Annotated in this window: 9 protein-coding genes; 3 read left to right on the plus strand and 6 right to left on the minus strand. The window is 53.1% G+C overall.

Translation table 11 applies throughout. From position 1 onward, the window contains the following. Positions 1-5 precede the first annotated feature (5 nt). Together FHD02_RS18625 and smpB are read right to left on the minus strand one after the other, a co-directional pair. Positions 6-11,480 (minus strand): BapA/Bap/LapF family large adhesin, encoded by an 11,475-nt coding sequence (locus tag FHD02_RS18625; protein ID WP_220394187.1) that lies wholly within the window; start codon positions 11,478-11,480, stop codon positions 6-8. 568 nt (positions 11,481-12,048) lie between these two features. Further along, positions 12,049-12,531, minus strand: a complete 483-nt coding sequence (smpB, locus tag FHD02_RS18630; RefSeq protein ID WP_043017973.1) for an SsrA-binding protein SmpB — start codon at positions 12,529-12,531, stop codon at positions 12,049-12,051. A 154-nt stretch (positions 12,532-12,685) separates the two neighbouring features. Between smpB and ratA the strand changes: the two genes are divergently transcribed. Together ratA and FHD02_RS18640 are read left to right on the plus strand one after the other, a co-directional pair. Then, positions 12,686-13,129 carry a type II toxin-antitoxin system toxin RatA gene (gene ratA / locus FHD02_RS18635; protein WP_038642770.1) on the plus strand — a complete coding sequence of 148 codons (444 nt, stop codon included), beginning with the start codon at positions 12,686-12,688 and terminating at the stop codon, positions 13,127-13,129. Further along, positions 13,113-13,409: an RnfH family protein gene (locus FHD02_RS18640; RefSeq protein ID WP_137371363.1), complete on the plus strand. Its 297-nt coding sequence runs from the start codon at positions 13,113-13,115 to the stop codon at positions 13,407-13,409. Before ratA ends, FHD02_RS18640 begins: the two co-directional genes overlap by 17 nt. Before the next feature lie 50 nt (positions 13,410-13,459). Here the strand turns inward: FHD02_RS18640 and bamE are convergent, their stop codons facing one another. From bamE to nadK, 3 genes are all read right to left on the minus strand, one after another. Next, positions 13,460-13,804: an outer membrane protein assembly factor BamE gene (gene bamE, locus FHD02_RS18645; protein WP_003826401.1), complete on the minus strand. Its 345-nt coding sequence runs from the start codon at positions 13,802-13,804 to the stop codon at positions 13,460-13,462. 149 nt (positions 13,805-13,953) lie between these two features. After that, entirely contained in the window at positions 13,954-15,615 is a 1,662-nt protein-coding gene (gene recN, locus FHD02_RS18650) for a DNA repair protein RecN (protein ID WP_137361380.1), read from the minus strand. Between the two features lie 85 nt (positions 15,616-15,700). Then, positions 15,701-16,579: an NAD(+) kinase gene (gene nadK / locus FHD02_RS18655; RefSeq protein WP_042313284.1), complete on the minus strand. Its 879-nt coding sequence runs from the start codon at positions 16,577-16,579 to the stop codon at positions 15,701-15,703. A 122-nt stretch (positions 16,580-16,701) separates the two neighbouring features. Here nadK and grpE point away from each other — a divergent pair, with 122 nt between their 5' ends. Then, positions 16,702-17,295 carry a nucleotide exchange factor GrpE gene (gene grpE / locus FHD02_RS18660; RefSeq protein ID WP_038642760.1) on the plus strand — a complete coding sequence of 198 codons (594 nt, stop codon included), beginning with the start codon at positions 16,702-16,704 and terminating at the stop codon, positions 17,293-17,295. Positions 17,296-17,344: 49 nt separating this feature from the next. Here grpE and FHD02_RS18665 read toward each other — a convergent pair whose 3' ends face one another. Then, positions 17,345-18,634: an HlyC/CorC family transporter gene (locus FHD02_RS18665; RefSeq protein WP_137349537.1), complete on the minus strand. Its 1,290-nt coding sequence runs from the start codon at positions 18,632-18,634 to the stop codon at positions 17,345-17,347. Positions 18,635-18,645 lie beyond the last annotated feature (11 nt).

Genomic DNA, 18,645 nt, shown 5'->3' on the forward strand with positions numbered 1-18,645 from the left:
ATGTATTAACCACCCGTGATGAGATGGTTGTTCTGTAGCAGTTCATTCAGCGTGGTGTTGACGTTCTCCAGGGTGATGAGGTTGGTGGATTGATAAGTTCCACCCGTACCATCGCGGTCGATGGCGAGCACGGTGTTGGATCCGTTGGTGGTGACCTGCACGTAGTTCCCAAGCGTTGAGGCCTGATGGTTCCATCCGCTCAGCAGTTCGTGGATATCGATCTTGTCGCCCTGGGCCATAGAGAAATTGGTCCAGTTGTCGCTGTTGTTCCCTCCGGTTGCGTTGTTGGCATTAAGTAGATGATAGATAAGCGTATCGCCGTAGACCGACCCGGTGATCACATCATGTTGTGAGGAGCTTGCCAGCTGCGGATTCATATTGATGGTCAGCGTGGCGGTGTCCGTATGTCCGTTTTGGTCATTAAGCGTATAGGTGAAGGTCTCTTTGGTGGTCATCGATGCCACGGTCGTACCCGGCTTCAGCGTGTAGGTGTAGGAGCCATCCAGATTCATGGTCAGTGAACCATAATGGCCCTGAACGGTGGCGCTACTGGTACTGCTGGTCGGATTGAGCGTGGCGGTACTGCCGTTATAGCCATTGACGGTAAGCAGGGTATGGACGGTTGACAGCTGATCGTGGGCGCCTGCCGCATCACTACCATCAAAAATATTGCCATTTACCGTGGTGGTGTTGACGTCAAAGGTATTAAGGTGCCAGGTGGTGCCGGTGACATTCGGCGTAATGCTGACGTCGCCCACGGCCAGCCCTCCCATCGTTCCTGTGAAGCTGACGCTGTAATGACCTGCGGTCAGTTCGGCATTCCCCAGCGAGACCGCGATTGAACTGCCTAACAGACTGATGGCGCTGGCAGGTACCGTACCTGAAAGTGTGTATCCGCCAGGGCCGGTTATCGTCCAGCTCACACCGAGCGTACCGACGGTGATTAGCGTGTTGATATCGAAGTTAAGCGTGGCGTTTTTCAGGACGTCATTTGTCGCGATGTCAAACGAACCTGTCGCGGTTGCCTTGCTCCCCAGGGTCGGAATTGTCGCTGTTCCCAGCGCGCCGCTGCCATATGCAGCCGAGTCCTGAACGGTATTTACCGCCATGATGCTGCTGACGTCATCGACGGCATTCAACGCCTGCGGGGTTGGCGTGATGTTCAGTGAGGCGGTATCCGTATCACCATTCTGCGCGCGAACGGTATAGACGAAGCTGTCCGGGGATTTGATGCTGTCCGCACCAACGCCGTTTTTCAGGGTATAGGTGTAATTTCCTTTTGCATCAATGGATAACGTACCGTAGAGGCCGTTTATGGTGGTGCTTCCCGATGCCGGGACAGCCACGCCGTTGACTTCAGTGATCACCGCATCTGGCGGCACAATATCGTTAGTTAACACATTGCCGGTGGTATTGGCGGTAGTGCTATCTACGGCATAGGTATGATCCTGCGAGATATTGAGCGTGTAACCGGTGAGGACGCTGATCCCGCTGGCGGTATTCAGTACAAACAGGTATTCACCGCCTGGCAGCGTTACCGTCAACGGCTGTGAATTGCCATTCAGCAGCAGGGTGTTGATCCAGCCTTTTTGCACCCGGTATTGTTCAAACTGCTGGATCGCATCATTGAAGCGGTAGATATAAAGATCGAACGTTGAGGCCAGCGTTACGCCGCCAACGGTCCCTTGAATGGTCATCGTACGGGTTGAGCCATCCTCTACATCAAAGATAATCGGATTGCTCATGTCATCAAGCAGGTTGGCGTTAAGTACGGTACCAACTCCGACGCTTAATACCGTCAGACCGCTTTGTACTGATGGCCCATTGTTGACATAGCTGACGCTGGTATCAAAGACCATGGCAGCATTGTTGTCGGCCGCAATAACGGTGGTGGCCGCCGGGGCTGGCCCCAGGTTGATCACCAGATGTGCCGAGCTGCTGTTGCTACCCTGTGTGATGGTATAGGTGAAGCTCTCTTTTTGACCGTAAACCGCGGCGCTGGTGTTAGTTAATGTGTAGGTATAGCTGCCGTCCTGGTTGATGTGCAGGGTGCCGTACTGACCTGTGATATCGACTCCACCCGCGCCAACGACGGTGGTTTTCCCGCTGGCATCAGTGACTGATGTTAGTGTTGTCCCGGTTGGCGTAACGTCGTCTGCCATCACGTTGCCAGTATTGACGGTCGGCCCGCTGACAACGCCTGCGCTGGTCTGATGTACGTCTACGTCCAGGCTGGTATATGAACCTGTCGCCAGCAGGCTGGTGTTATACGTCAGCACGCGATACTGCCCGCCGGCCAGGCCGGTCAGATTCAGGGTGACGCCGCTACCAGTTAACGTCAGTAGGTTTGCGAAGTCGCCATTTGCAGTGTTGATGAAGGTGCTCCAGGTGCCGAGAGTGGCATCAAAGCGCTGCACCACAATCTCCTGGGTACTGAGCAATGACAGAACAATGCCTGTCGCTGCCGCATCGATCGTGACATTGCCGGAGCCACCGGCGGCAATGGTGAACTGTACCTGTGCGGTGTCATTACCCAGAACGGAGGCGACATTCCCCAAAGCACCTACCAACAGCAGACCGTAGTCAGAGTAGCTTTGTGAGCTGGTGGTTGCGGTGGTCGTCAGAGCGAGGCTGGTGACGTTATCGTTAGCCGAGAGTGGGAGGATTGGGGCGGTAATGGAGAGCGACCCCGACGTATTGCCCGCCGCATCGGTTGCGGTTATGCCCAGCTTCTGCCCTTCAATTTGTTTGGTCGGCAAGGTCAATGACCAGGCACCGTTGCTTCCTGCCGTCGTGGTGTAGGTACCCGCGCCAGGGATTGTCACCGTCACCGTGCTGTTTGCTTCTGCCAGGCCTGTTAGCGAACCGCCATCCGCACTCAGTATGCCGGTTGGCGTATTGGGAGCCAGTGTATCGACCACCACTGTGGCGGGACCTGATGCGGCTCCTGTGCCGTTCGCGTTGGTTGCGGTCGCGGTAAAGGCGTGCGAGCCCTCGGTCAAATTGCTGTCAGGCGTGAAGGACCAGACGCCGCTGGCGTTTGCCGTTGTGGAGCCAAGCAGCGCCCCGTTGTTGTAAATATTGATGACGGCATTGGCCTGTGCCGTTCCGTTTAGCGTAGGTAAGGCATCGTTGGTTACCTGACCATTAGCGATAATCCCGGTATAAATGCCGAAATCATCTACAACACTGACGATGGTTGGGGCATCGGGTACGCGGGTATCCGGGGCAGTGAACCCGGCAGAAACACCGGTATTACCCGCTTTATCCTGAGCAAATGCCAGCAGCGCCTGGCCGCTGGTTTGTGCCGGGGAAAGCGCCACCACAAAGCTGCCAGCACCATCCGCAGTGGCGATTCCCAGTACGGTTCCTGTACTGGATGTAATGGTCACGGTGCTCCCTGCTTCAGCTGTACCGCTGACACGGTTGCCGGTTGCATTGATAGTAAGGCCTGTCGGCGCGCCGGGCGCAAGGGTATCCACTACAATCGACGAGCCAGGGGAGGTGGGGCTCACGTTACCCGCCGTATCAGTGGCATTCACCGTATAAGCATGCGTGCCCTGGCCCAACGCTGAGGTGGGAGTCCAGGTCCAGTTTCCGCTGGCGTTCGCCGTTACGGAGGCCACCAGCGCGCCGTTGTCAAAGATATTGACCGTGCTGTTGGCTTCCGCCGTGCCGTTGAGCGTGGGGAGGGTATCATTGGTGGACTGACCATTACCCACTGCACCAGTGATGTTATGCACATCATCAATAATGCTGACAATAACTGGCACGCCTGGCGCGGTGGTATCAACGACTATCACAAAACTGTTGGTCGCCGGGCTGTTATTACCCGCCGCATCGGTGGCGGTGACGGTTAGCGTGTGCGAGCCTTCGCTGAGCGGGGTTCCCGGCGTGAAGCTCCAGACGCCACCTGCTCCAGCCGTGGTTGTTCCCAACAAGGTGTTGCCGTCATAAACACTTACCGTACTTCCCACCTCAGCAGTCCCGTTCAGTGTTGGCCGGCTGTCATTACTGATCTGACCGTTATTCAGGTTGCCGAATACACCGCCAGCAACGTCATCCACGACGGTAGTCAGGGTTGGCGTAGCGGGGGCCGATGTGTCGACAGTCAGCGTAAAACCGCCTGTTGGTTGGCTGGCGTTGCCTGCTGCATCTGTAGCGACAGCGGTAATGGTATGTGTACCGCTTCCCAACGTGGAGGTGGTGACGCTCCAGGTACCGTTGGCTAACACGGTGGTGGTTCCCAGGACGGTATTATTCTCATACAGGGTGATTGTGGCTCCGGCCTCCGCTGTTCCGCTAAACGTCGGCGTTGGATCGTTGGTACTTTGTCCGTTAGTAATCGCCCCGGTGCCAGGGGGCATATCATCGGTCACCAGGGTAATAACCGGTAGTAATGGCGCGGTGGTATCCACCACGAATGTGAAGCTGTCCGATGCAGGACTCACATTACCCGCCGCATCGATGGCCGTTACGGTGATGACATGGTTTCCCGTGGCCATTGCAGGCGCTGTTGGTTGCGTAGGCGTATAGCTCCAGTTACCGCTGCTGTTAGCGGTTATCTCCGTTAACAAAGAGCCGTTGTCAAAGATACGGATTATGGCGTTGGGTTCGCTGGTACCGCTGAATGTCGGGCGGGCATCATCAGTAATTTGTCCATTGCTGAGATTGCCGGTGAGTGGCCCTTGATCGTCAAAGACGGTGGTTATGACAGGTGCAACGGGGGCGGTGGTATCAATAGTGAATGAGCGAACATCCGATGCCGGCCCGGTATTACCCGCGGTATCAGTTGCCTTCGCGGTAAGATTCCATGTGCCTGCAGTAAGCGCATTTGTTGGTGTAAAGCTCCAGTTGCCGTTGGCCTGGACAAGGGCTGTGCCCACGAGAGAAGCGCCGTTATAAATAGAGATTGTCGAGCCTGCTTCACCGGTTCCGGTAATTGTCGGCCTTGTCTCGTTGGTGCTTCCACCATTCGGTACGACGCCTATCACGGGGGCCGTATTATCCGCGATGTTGGTAATGACTGGCGCTACAGGTGGAGTGGCGTCAACATTCAGCGTAAATCCACCGGACAGGGCGCTGGTGTTGCCGGCTGGGTCAGTCGCGCTGAGGGTAAAGGTATGGTTACCATTAGTGAGTGGCGTTCCAGGCGTGAAGCTCCACGACCCGGTTCCATCAACAATGGCTGTGCCAATCGGTGTTGTTCCGCCATCCAGCCAGATATTAATTGTAGCTCCGATTTCTCCGCGACCGTTGAGCGTCGGAGTCGCGTCGTTGGTGAGTTGACCGCTGACCAGATTGCCGGTTAAACCGGGCTGATCGTCTACCACGGAAGTGAGCGTTGGTACGGCGGGGGGCGTCACATCCACGACGATATTCCACCCAGAGGAGGCTGCGCTGGTGTTACCTGCCGGGTCGGTGGCGCTGACGGTCAGGGTGTGGCTGCCTTCCGTTAGCGCGCTGTCAACCGTCCAGGACCAGGTTCCTCCTGTACCTACTACGGTCGTACCAAGGAGTACGCCGTTATCAAAGATATTAATTGTCGCACCGGTTTCGCCCGTACCGTTCAGCACGGGCTGGCGATCGTCGGTTGCCTGGCCTGGTAAAACGGAAACGTTCGGTAGGTTGTTATCGTCAATCACCGATGTAATTGTCGGGACGGTGGGCGCTTGTGTGTCAATGGTCAGGGTGAAATCGCCCGAAATAGCCCCGGTATTACCCGCACTATCCGTTGCGCGGGCGGTGAACACATGCTGGCTGTTACTGAGATTACTTCCCGGCGTGAAGCTCCAGCTACCGTTTTGAGCTACGGTGGTAGTGCCGATCGCATTGCCATTATCAAAGATGGTTATAGTGGCACCTGCTTCGCCGGTACCGTTGAGCGTGGGGCGCGCATCGTTTGTTAGCGCGGCGTTAGCCAGTGAGCCGGTGTAGCCGGGAACGTCATCCGTCGCGTTAACAATCACCGGCTGGAGCGGTGCGGTTAAATCTACCGTTACTGCAACGGGGGCGGACAGACCGCCCTTGCCGTTACCGTTGGTGGCCTGAACGGTAAAATTGTAGTTCCCTTCGCCCGGCAGGGTGGGAACCGCAAATGTCCAATTGCCGCTGGTATCAACGATGGCCTGGCCAGCGCTTGTGCCGTTAATAAAGACTTCGACCGTCGACCCCACTTCCGTTGTGCCACGAAGCGTGGGGGTGGTGTCGTCTGTTCTACCGCCAGCAGTGAGAATATTTCCCTGTACGCTACCGACATCGTCGTCAATCGCGATAATGAACGGCACATCAGGCAGGCCGCTGTCAGAGGCGGGAAAGGTCGCGTTGGGGCTTTCGTTACCCGCGCGATCAATTGCTTTCGCCGTGAGTTCACCGCCGTTGGTCTGCGCCGGGCTTAAGGTTACGGCGAATTCGCCGGTATTATTTGCGGTTGCGGTACCGATTAGCGTGCCGGAAGCATCGCGAATTTCAACCGTGGCGAAAGGATCTGCCAGACCAGCAACCCGGGTGCCATCCGGTGAGACAGTCTGGATCGTCGGGGCTGGCGGCGGTGTAATATCTACGGTGATATTAATGGCCGGCGTTTGAAGCGTCGTGTTTCCGGCTCCGTCATCTGCAGTGAAGGTCAGCGCGTGAGGATCTGGATCTTCTGAAAGTGCAGGCGTGGTGAAGGTCCATTTTCCATCAATGACGTTTGCGGTCCCTATAGCTGTGCCATTGTCATAAATTGTTATTATGCTGCCTGTCTCGCCGGTGCCGTTGATGGTTAACGTCTGGTCGTTAGTGAAGGAGCCATCGCTCAGAGTGCCAGTGACCGGGTTGACGTTATCAAGGATTTCCGTCACTACCGGTGCCTGCAGAGGAATGGTATCAACGGTAAAGGTAAAGCTGTTCGATGTCCCGCTGGGATTACCGGCGGCGTCTTTTGCGCTGGCGGTTAGGGTATAGGTTCCATCGAGCAGGGCGCTGGTAATGGGGAATTCCCAGTTGCCAAAACTGTCGACAGTGGCCACGCCCAGAACGGTAGTGCCATTGAATACAGTAATAATGCTGCCAGCTTCACCCGTACCATGAATAACCGGCGTATTGTCATCGGTGGTGGCGTTGTTGTTAAAGTTTGAGTCAGGTACGCCGTCATCATCCGTCGCAAATTCAATAGTGGGAGTGGTTGGGACCGTTGTGTCAATGGTTAGGGTGATGGGATCCGACGGATCGCTGGTATTGCCCGCAATGTCGGTTTCAGTTGTGGTGATGACGTAAGTCGTGTCTGGGTCTAATGGGCTCGGGGTAAAGGTCCAGCTCCCGTTATCACCTACCGTTGTTTGACCAATTTCGCTGCCGTTATTGTAGATAGTGATAGTGCTACCCGGCTCTCCCTTCCCGCTGAAGGTGGGCGTGGTGTCATTGGTTGTGCCACCACTGGCAACGTTTCCGGCAACGGGTAGAACGTTATCGGTGATTAGCGGTACGTCAGGTTTCGCAGGTGGAATGGTATCAATTGTGATCGAGTAGACGCCGGATACCGGGCTGACGTTGCCTGCCGCATCGGTAGCCGTCGCGGTAATGACGTTTAACCCTTCAGATAAATTGGCGGTTGGCTGGTAGGTCCATTTCCCTTGTGCATTGACCTTTACCGTGTCCACCTCAGTGCCATTATTATAGAGCGTGATCGTGGCGCCTGGCTCGCCGGTACCGCTCAGAAGCGGGGTTTCCTGATTCGTTGTGCTGCCATTAGCCAGGACGACATTTTCGGTACCCACAACAATGGTTGCTGACAGTATTTGTGGTGCATTTGGCGCATTTGTATCGACCTGTAGCGTGAAGCTGGTGGATTTCGGGCCTTCATTGCCCGCCGGATCGCTGGCGGTTGCCGTCAGAACATGTGTGCCGTCACCCAGTACCACTGGCGGCGTGAATTGCCAGTTTCCATCCGTGCTAACCTTTGTTTCACCAATCGGCTTGCCATTGTCATAAATGGTGATGGTGTCGCCAGCGGTGCCACTACCGGTTAACTGTGGCTGAGAAGAGTTGGTCGGTTGACTGGTATCGATAGGATTTTTATCAGGATCAAGGATCGCAGAAAATCCCGGGGCGAGAGGTGCCGTGCTGTCAATGGTAATGGTGAACCCTGCGGAGAGAGGTGTCGTGTTTCCATTGTTGTCGCTGGCTGTCACCGTAAATTCATATTTATTATCGGGCAACGTTTGCGGCGGGGTGTAGCTCCATATCCCACTAGTATCGACGGTAATATCTGCAATCAGTTGCCCGTCACGCATCAGATGAACTATTGAGCCGGGTTCGCCGGTTCCGTTGATGGTTGGCGTGTTATCGTTGGTCAGACCGTTATTGGCGATGGAACCGACAATGCCCGGTTTGTCATCCGTTACATGGGTAATGGCAGGCATTTGCGGTGACTGCGTATCAACAATCAGTTCAAACGCGGTCGCCGGGCTGGCGTTGCCTTTGGTATCTGTAGCGACAGCCGTAAGCTGGTGTTTCCCTTCACCGAGGTCGGTCTGAGGGGTGAAGCTCCAGCTACCGTCAGGCTGCATTACGGCCACACCTAGAGATGCCCCGTTATCAAATATCTCTACCGTTGAGCCAGCTTCTGCTGTGCCGCTCAGCGTCGGACGGTTGTCGTTGGTTGTTTGTCCACTGGTGAGTGGCCCGGTATCGTCTGCGACATCATCAAATACCTGCAAAATAATGGGCTTATCGGGGGCGGTAATATCCGGCGCTACCGCCGTTTGCGTCGGGCTTTCATTTTTAGCGCTGTCAGTGGCGGTGACGCTGACGGTTTCGCCATTCGTCTGCGCAGGTGAAAGCGGTACGCTAAAGTTGCCATCGCTTCCTGTTTTTCCCGTACCGATGGTGCTGCCGTCCGGTGCGGTAATGGTTATTGTACTGCCTGGTTCAGCCGTCCCCGTTACACTGGTGCCTTCCGGGCTCACCTTCACATCTTCTGGTGCGAGTGGTGCGGTCGTATCCGGTGCAAGCACGGTAGACGGTAGACTCTCATTTTGTGCAGCGTCTTTGGCTGTTGCCGTTAACGCTTCGCCATTGGTTTGTGGTGAATTTAGCGGGGCGATGAATTGCCCGCTGCCGTTGGCGATCCCGGTACCCAGTACGTTACCCGCGACGTCTTTGATGATAACCGTAGAACCGGGTTCCGCCTGACCACTAACGGATTCACCGTCGGCAGCGACAGTTAGTCCGGAAGGGGAGGCTGGCGGCGAAATATCCGGTACTTTCAGGCTCTCTACAGGACCCGTATTTGAGGCTCTATCAGTGACCGAAATGGTCAGCGTTTCACCATTGGTTTTTGCGGGATTAATGCCTATTGAGAATGAGCCATCATTACCTGCCTTACCGCTTCCCAAAACATTTCCCTGACTGTCTTTAATCACCACCGTGCTGCCTGCTTCGGTGGAGCCTGTCAGCGTGGTTCCCTGATTAATGACTTCCAAATCTTCCAGCACCGGAGGTTGGGTGTCGATATCAACCGCAAAGCTGATGGACTGTCCGCTGGTGCCGAAGTTATTTGTTGCCGTTGCGGTAAAAAGATGATCACCATCAGGAAGTGGTTGAGAGGGCGTAAAGCTCCACTTCCCATCGTTGTCAGCAATCACCGGCGGGATTGTTGGCATTGGCACGCCATTGTCATTAATTGTGATAACACTTCCCGGTTCAGCAGTGCCGCTGATGGTCGGGCGATTGTCATCTGTAGCATCGCCGTTTTTCAGAGCACCGGTCACGCTCCCAATGTCATCAGACACGGTGATGATGATCGGTTGAGAAGGATATTGAGAGTTTGATGCAGTAAATTGGCCTGCCGGTCCGTCATTACCTACCTCGTCCCGGATACGTGTTTCCAGCGTTTCACCATGCGTTTTCGCTGGATTCAGCGTAATACTGAATAAGCCATCCTGGCCTACTACAGCTGAACCGAGGAGATTGTTATCGGCATCATAGATGGAGACGGTACTGCCGATTTCAGCATGACCTGTTACGGTGGTGCCATCCACGGAGACTGAGTCAACCACCGCAGCAGGTGGGGGAGTCGTATCAACAATAATCGTTGGGGTTGTCGTTATTTCGCTGACGTTTCCTGCTTTATCCGTCTGTTGGATCGTGAACGTATGTGCGCCGTCGCTTAACGCTGTTGTCGGGGTGAAGCTCCACTGGCCGCTGGCATCAACGACAGTCGTCCCCAGAATGATGTTCCCTTCACGGATGGTAATGGTATTTCCTGCTTCACCTTTACCGGATAGGGTTGGTTTTGCTTCATCAGTGTGTGCGTTATTGATGAGTAGACCAGTAATGTACCCTGTTTTATCCGTTAGGGCTTCAAGTACAGGGGCTTCTGGGGTGTGAGTATCAATGTTGAGCGTGAATTGGGTAGATTCTCCGCTGCTGCCTTTAAGGTTGGTAGCAATGGCTGTAAAGCTGTGTTCACCATCTGCCAGCGGTGTGGCAATAGCAAAGCTCCATTTTCCATTCGATCCCACCACGGCGGTACCTGTCTCTTTACCATCAACATAAATATGGATAGTTGAGCCGGGGGTGCCGGTTCCCTGTAGCGTTGGGGTATTGTCATTGGTAAATTGCTTGTTAGCGACAGTCCCGGTTTCCGGAGCCTGATCGTCTATAGCAGCAGAAATTACCGGTGTGGCAGGCAGAGGAATATCGGGCGCGTTAACGCTCGCGGCGGGGCTGGTATTACCTGCCGTATCGGTTGCGGTAACGGTCAGGTGTTCTCCGCTGAGTTTAGGGGGATTAAGATCGATCGCAAATTTGCCGTCACTGTCTGCTTTACCCTGACCAACAATGTTGCCCTGCGCATCTTTAATGATGACTGTACTGCCCGGTTCTGCCTGCCCGGTCAACGACTTGCCATCAGGGGAGACCACCAGTGCAGTTGGGGATGTTGGTGGAGTGGTATCTCCGCTATTATTACCGCCTGGATTAGTGCCACCATCTGGATTTGTTCCAACGCCAGGATCCGTACTACCACCGGGATTACCATTGCCTGAGCCGTTGTCGTTATTGTGATGTCCTCCACCGCCGCCAGAAGAGGCTATAGCTGCAATCCCACCTGCGGCAACGACCCCGCCGAGAACCCAGGGCCAGACTGCGCCACCGTCATGACTGCCTTCGGCCGTCATCAGCGGCGTGAGATCGTCCAGGTGCTGAAAATGGAAAGCGCCATCCGTATCCTGAACCCACCACAGCGCGCCATTGCTGTCTTCCAGAACCAGCTGGTTTTGCGCATCACCTTTTCCGACGTAAAAATTTTTAATGGTGATGGTTTCACCTGAACGGAGTGTGACAACCAGATCCTGATTAACGCGAGTCAACTGGCTGACCTCCTCACGCGAAACGGACAGTTTCACAATAGAAGGTGAGTTGAGCGTAATTTCAGAGGCTTCAACATTGGTAGAAACACCAGTCAACTTCGATACAACGGCGAGTAGACGCATATGTTCACTCCTGATGGCAGGTCGGGAGTATTAATCCGCAACGGCGTGCCGGGAAAATGAGCAGACAGGTGCCTCGTTCATCATAATGATGAACTTGCACATGTAATTTCATGGATGAGATTTACAGATATCAGTTTCTGAACAAATAAAGTCGTAGTCTGAGCACCAAAAATAGTTCTTTCGTATTAGATGATATAGTCAGAAAGAAACTTTTCTGCAATGTCCAGATATTAAAAATATATGATGACATTTTTCATCGAAATGAGTTAAACGTTTCGACAAATGGGTTTTATTTATAAGTTGCTGTAATTATTGTTTTTATTATTTATTGTTAATAATAAACAACAGTAATAATAATGCTATTTCGCAGGGTGGAAAATATAGGGTGCAAGTACTTGAAGTTTTATTCTATTAGACTACTCCTTGCCTGCAGATTGGAGGTTGTATTTTTAGCTGAACGATTCAGCAATGGAATCTATAATTCCTATGAATGTATAATACGACTTTCAATAACTAAAAAATAAAGGCCAGTCATCATGGTGATAGACTGGCCACAGAGAAAAGAAGGTTATCGCCCGGCATTTTTCATAATACGTGCTTTATCCACCTGCCATTCACGTTCTTTCACATCGGAGCGCTTGTCGTGTTGTTTCTTACCTTTTGCGACGCCGATTTTCACTTTACACCAGGCGTTCTTCCAGTACAGCGAAAGTGCTACCACGGTATAACCATCCCGATTCATGCGACCATACAAAGAGTCGAGTTCGCGCTGGTTTAACAGTAGTTTACGGGTACGGGTGGGATCGCATACCACGTGTGTTGAAGCAACGGCCATCGGTGTGAAGTTGGCGCCAAACAGGAACGCTTCGCCGTCTTTGAGTATAACGTAGCTATCGCCGATGTTGGCTTTACCTGCGCGCAAGGATTTGACTTCCCAGCCCTGCAGAGCGAGTCCTGCTTCGAACTCTTCTTCGATAAAGTATTCGTGTCGTGCGCGTTTGTTAAGCGCGATTGTGGCTGAGCCAGGTTTGTGTGCTTTTTTCTTCGTCATAATGCCGCTCAGTATAGGTAATCTGGAATCGAAATACACCCCATTTCATCCAGCGGGGCGCAAGGCGCTATCTTAGCACGAGTTGGGCTATAGCGTTTTTTTTAGCGAGTGATAAATGGTATTATTTGTGTGATTGATATTGATGGAAATTGTTATGCCTCAGATTAGCCGGACCGCTTTAGTACCTTACAGTGCGGAGCAGATGTATCAGTTAGTGAATGATGTTAAATCCTATCCCCAGTTTTTACCGGGGTGTACCGGTAGCCGCGTACTGGAGTCGACTCCGGGACAAATGACGGCCGCTGTGGACGTCTCTAAAGCAGGGATTAGCAAAACGTTCACCACGCGTAACCAACTGACCAGTAATCAGAGCATACTGATGCATCTGGTCGATGGACCGTTTAAAAAACTGATTGGCGGCTGGAAATTTACGCCGTTAAGCCAGGACGCGTGCCGCATTGAGTTTCATCTCGATTTTGAGTTCACGAATAAACTCATCGAGCTGGCGTTTGGCCGCATCTTTAAAGAGCTGGCTTCGAATATGGTGCAGGCTTTCACCGTTCGCGCGAAAGAGGTTTACAGTGTCAGCGTCGGCTAAAATTGTCGTTGAAGTGGCATACGCGCTACCTGAAAAACAGTATTTACAGCGCGTAACGCTGCCGCAGGGCGCTACGGTGGAAGAGGCTATCCGCGCTTCCGGGTTGCTGGAATTACGTAATGATATCGATCTCAGCAAAAATAAAGTGGGCATCTACAGCCGTCCGGTAAAGCTTGCTGATGTTCTGCATGACGGCGATCGGGTGGAAATTTATCGGCCGTTGATTGCCGATCCCAAAGAGCTGCGCAGGCAGCGAGCAGAGAAATCCGCTAAAAAATAACAGACAATAAAAAAGGTGCTCATTGAGCACCTTTTTTTGATCTCTCAAACCTACTTGTTGTCGGTCAGGGCAGGTTTGTTATCAATGTTGGTCAATACGCCGCTGCTGTTAAAGGTCAGCGTCAGCGTTTGCTGAGTTACGCCTTCGTGTCCAGGTTGCTGACGGAACACATAGAACCAGGTGTTAGTGCCAAAAGGATCGGACATCATCGGGGTACCCAGAGCATAAGCAACCTGCTGTTGCGTCATGCCTGTACGCACTTTGGCGACATCGGTCGGTGTCAGATAATTTCCCTGGTTGATGTCAGGGCGGTAAACCACTCGCTCCAGAGTGGAACAGCCTGCAGTCAACATCAGTAGTACTGCTGCAGCAGCAGTCAGCGTTTTACAGCGCATAGTGATTTGATTCCTTTTCGGGCCCGAGCAGTACGCGGCTCATATGTAATATGCCGATGATAATAGACCTTTCACCACTTTAAAACCTTTTGCTGTCGGGTCGGTCGGCGATTTTATGTTGAACTCAGACCTTCACAAGGGAAAAAAGTTTATGCTGCCAGCAGTTCTTTTGCGTTTGCGAGGGTATTGCGTGTGACTTCGCTTCCGCCAAGTAAGCGGGCTAACTCCTGCAGACGTGCGCGTTTATCAAGCGGCTGCATGTGTGTTTCCGTCATTGCGCCGTCAGTTTCTTTGCTGACATAGAAATGTTGATGACCACAACCAGCAACCTGCGGCAGGTGCGTTACGCACATTACCTGGGTTGATTCTCCCAACTGACGCAGCATTTTGCCCACGACCGCCGCCGTCGGACCGCTGATGCCGACATCAACCTCATCGAAAATCAGCGCTGGGGTTTCCATTTTACGTGCGGTAATAACCTGAATAGCCAGAGCGATGCGCGACAGCTCGCCGCCGGAAGCAACTTTCGCGATCGGTTGTAACGGCTGACCCGGGTTAGTGGTAACTTTAAACTCCACGCGGTCGGCACCGTCTGCGCTCAGATGATGCTCCTCAAATTTTACATCAATGCAAAAGAGACCATGCGGCATCGAAAGGGTATGCATACTTTCGGTAATGAGTTGCCCCAGTTCCTGGGCGTAATGCTGGCGCTGTTGGTGCAACCTTTTTGCTGTTTCCAGCGCCTGCTGATGGTGATTGTTCACCGCCAGGGTTAAGGTTTCGAGCGAGTCGGCCTGATCGTCAAGTTGCTGCTGTTCATCTAATAAAGACTGATAGAACTGCGGTAGCGCTTCCGGAGAGACGTGATGCTTACGTGCCAACGAGATTTGCTTTGAAATACGCTGCTCAAGTTCGAACAAACGGTTAGGGTCTAAATCCAGACGATCGCAATAGTGGCGCAGTTCATCGCTGGCTTCGCTGAGCTGAATGGTTGCCTCTTCCAGCATATCGAGGATACCGGAAAGTTTGCCGTCCATGCCTGCCAGTTCGGTGACCAGGTGCTTTGCGGTGTACAGCTGGCTCTGCAGATTGATGTCTTCGCCATCCGCGAGGATAGCCAGCGCCTGCTGGCTGGTGGTGAGCAATTGCCCGCTGTTAGCCAGACGCTTGTACTCTTCATCAATTTGCTCAAACTCGCCCGGCTGTGGGTTGAATTCGTTCAATTCTTTTAGCTGATATTGCAACAGTTCCGCCCGTGCTGCGCGCTCCTGGCTTTGTTGCTGATGATGCGCCAGATCGCGGCAGCTTTGGTGCCATAGCTGATAGCGCGCGGTCATTTCCTGGGCCAGGGACGCTTCATTGGCGTAACCATCAAGCAGGAATTTTTGGTGTTCGGATTTTGTCAGAAGCTGGTGTGCGTGCTGGCCGTGGATTTGAATCAGCAACTGGCCCAGCTCACGAAGCTGTGACAGCGGAACGGCGGTACCGTTAATAAAGCCACGGGAGCGGCCGTCGCTGCTGATAACGCGACGCAGCAAGCACTCACGGCCATCTTCAAGCTGGTTCTCTTCCAGCCAGCGCAGGGCTGCTGGGGTGTCTTTTAAGGCGAAACGGGCACAGAGGTCGGCTCGCGCAGCGCCTGCGCGCACCATGTCGGCTTCTGCGCGCCCGCCCAGGCACAAACCGAGAGCATCAATGGCAATGGACTTACCCGCACCTGTCTCACCGGTGATGACGGTCATGCCGTTCTGGAAATCGATCTCAAGTTCACGAACGATAGCAAAATTGCTGATGGTCAGTTGTGCCAACATAGCTGTTTTCCTGTATGAAAAACCATAACTGTAATTACATACAGTATAAACTGGTTTTTTATACAGTAAAGAGGTTGGCGTTAAATTAGAATAATTTTTTTGACCAGCCCAGCTTGGTACTTAATGTATTGAAATAGCTGTAATCTTTTGGATGTATCAGGTTCAGATGATAATCACAGCGGCGGATCAATACGTCTTCACCTTCCTGTATCGGCAGGGCGATTTGGCTGTCGCAGCTGATCTCCAGATCGCTACGGCGATGAGAAAAGCGCAGGCGAATTGTGCTGCTACTGTTGATCACCAGCGGGCGCGCAGAAAGCGTATGCGGGAACATCGGCACCAGCGTAATGGCATCCAGGGAAGGCGTCAGAATTGGGCCTCCGGCAGAGAGCGAGTAGGCGGTAGAGCCGGTAGGCGTAGAGATAATTAGTCCGTCGGAACGCTGAGAGAAGGCAAAGATTTCATCGATATACACTTCGAACTCAATCATATGCGCCACTTTGCCTGGATGCAGCACCACTTCGTTGATCGCGGTGCTGATGCGCTTTTGGCAATCCTGTTGGCATACCTGGGCTTCGAGTAAAAAGCGTTTTTCGCTGATGTAGTGGCCTTCCAGTACGTCAGCTAACTGTTGGTGGGCATTGTCTGGATCAAGGTCGGTGAGGAAACCGAGGTTACCGCGGTTAATTCCGATAACCTTGATGTCATAACGTGCCAGGGTGCGCGCAGCGCCCAGCATATTGCCGTCGCCGCCGACGACTACGGCGAGGTCTGCCTGCTGGCCAATCTCCGCGAGCGTACCGGTTTTCACATTTTTCAGCTGTAGCTCGTGCGCGATTTGTTGCTCCACGATAACCTCATAACCTTTGGCGCACAGCCAGCGGTAGAGCATTTCATGTGTTGTCAGTGCAGTGGGGTGACGTGGATGCCCCACAATGCCAATACACTTGAAATGATTGTTCATTTTCTCGAGGTCCTTGTAACGAAGATTAGTGACAATGTGAGTACTTCCCTTGAAACCCTGAATCTTATCCCCATAATAATCCAGGTTAGCGAGATGAATGCGAAAAAAACGCGGAGAAATTCATGAGTAGTAAAGAACAGAAAACGCCTGAGGGGCAAGCCCCGGAAGAAATTATCATGGATCAGCACGAAGAAGTTGAGGCGGTTGAACCAGACGCTTCTGCTGAGCAGGTGGATCCGCGCGATGAAAAGATTGCGAATCTGGAAGCTCAGCTTGCTGAAGCCGAAACTCGCGAGCGCGACAGCGTGTTGCGTATCAAAGCGGAAATGGAAAACCTGCGTCGTCGTACCGAACTGGATGTAGAAAAAGCGCATAAATTTGCGCTGGAAAAATTCGTCAACGAGCTGCTGCCGGTGCTGGACAGTCTGGATCGTGCGCTGGAAGTGGCGGACAAAGACAATGATGCGATGGCACCAATGATTGAAGGTATTGAGCTGACGCGTAAGTCAATGCTGGATGTGGTGGCGAAGTTTGGTGTGCAGGTGGTTGCGGATATCGATGTGCCGATGGACCCGAACGTGCATCAGGCCATTGCAATGGTAGAGTCTGACGACGTTGCCGCTGGTAATGTGCTGATGGTAATGCAGAAAGGCTATACCCTGAACGGACGTACCATCCGTGCGGCGATGGTCTCCGTGGCGAAAGCCAAAGGCTAATCAGCCCTGGGCCGGGTAATGCTGATGCGCTACCCGGCCCGGACTATGCTCACTGGTCCGCTACGCTTTCGCGCAGTGGTGTAACCGGCAACACCTGTACCTGTTTAATCATATTGTCCTGCACGTCGAGAATATCGATATCGTACTGCCCAATACGCACTCGTGTGCCAGCTACCGGGATCTCTTCCAGCGCTTCAAGAATAATACCGTTCACGGTACGTGCGTCATCCTCCGGCAGGTGCCAGTTAAACGCCTTATTGATTTCACGAACGTTGGCGCTGCCGTCAATGATCACTGAGCCATCATTCTGCGGCGTCACCTCTTCAGCAAGCGTCGGTGACATTGACGTGGTGAAATCGCCGACAATCTCTTCCAGAATATCTTCGACCGTGACCAGCCCCTGAATATCGCCATATTCATTGACCACCAGACCCACTTTCTTCTTATTGCGCTGAAATTTAATGAGCTGGGTGCTGAGGGGCGTACCTTCCGGGACGTAATAAATTTCGTCGGCCGCGCGTAACATGGTCTCTTTGGTGAACTCTTTTTTCTCCGCCATTAATCGCCAGGCTTCGCGTACGCGCAGCATACTGATGGCATCGTCGAGTGAGTCGCGGTACAGCACGATGCGACCGTGAGGGGAGTGCGAAAGCTGGCGCACGATTGATTTCCAGTCGTCGTTAATATCAATGCCGATGATTTCACTGCGCGGCACCATGATGTCATCGACGCTGACTTTTTCCAGATCCAGCACGGACAGCAACATATCCTGATTACGACGTGAGATTTGGGAGCGCGATTCATTGACCAGCGTTCGCAGTTCATCTTTACTCAGCGAACCGCTCACCACGATATCCGTTTTGATGCCCATCATGCGCATCAGCAGGCGGGTGATGGTATTAAGCAACCACACTAGCGGCATCATGATGATTTGCAGGGGGGCCAGCAAAAAACTGCTCGGGTAGGCGACTTTTTCTGGATACAGCGCGGCAATGGTCTTTGGCAGTACTTCGGCAAAAACCAGCACCACAAACGTTAGCACCCCGGTAGCGATGGCGACGCCGGCATCGCCATACAGGCGCATACCGACAATAGTGCCAAGCGCGGAGGCCAGAATATTCACCAGGTTATTACCGATCAGTACCAGGCTTATCAGGCGATCCGGTTTGCGAAGTAACTTTTCAACGCGTTTTGCCTGACGATTACCCTGCTTGGCCCGATGCCGCAGACGATAGCGATTCAGAGTCATCATTCCGGTTTCAGAACCGGAAAAATAGGCGGAAATGACCACCATGATGAGAAGCGTGACAATGAGCGTGGTGGTGGAGATGTGTTCCACGTAGGGTTCCT

This window comes from Citrobacter sp. EC_71, from assembly GCF_019584005.1.
Classification (GTDB): Bacteria; Pseudomonadota; Gammaproteobacteria; order Enterobacterales; family Enterobacteriaceae; genus Citrobacter; species Citrobacter werkmanii.

Excerpts from the sequence above, each read along its gene's own strand:
- smpB (WP_043017973.1), bottom strand. The coding sequence starts at position 12,531 with ATGACGAAGAAAAAAGCACACAAACCTGGCTCAGCCACAATCGCGCTT.
- nadK (WP_042313284.1), bottom strand. The coding sequence starts at position 16,579 with ATGAACAATCATTTCAAGTGTATTGGCATTGTGGGGCATCCACGTCAC.
- recN (WP_137361380.1), bottom strand. The coding sequence starts at position 15,615 with ATGTTGGCACAACTGACCATCAGCAATTTTGCTATCGTTCGTGAACTT.
- bamE (WP_003826401.1), bottom strand. The coding sequence starts at position 13,804 with ATGCGCTGTAAAACGCTGACTGCTGCTGCAGCAGTACTACTGATGTTG.
- grpE (WP_038642760.1), top strand. The coding sequence starts at position 16,702 with ATGAGTAGTAAAGAACAGAAAACGCCTGAGGGGCAAGCCCCGGAAGAA.
- FHD02_RS18625 (WP_220394187.1), bottom strand. The coding sequence starts at position 11,480 with ATGCGTCTACTCGCCGTTGTATCGAAGTTGACTGGTGTTTCTACCAAT.
- ratA (WP_038642770.1), top strand. The coding sequence starts at position 12,686 with ATGCCTCAGATTAGCCGGACCGCTTTAGTACCTTACAGTGCGGAGCAG.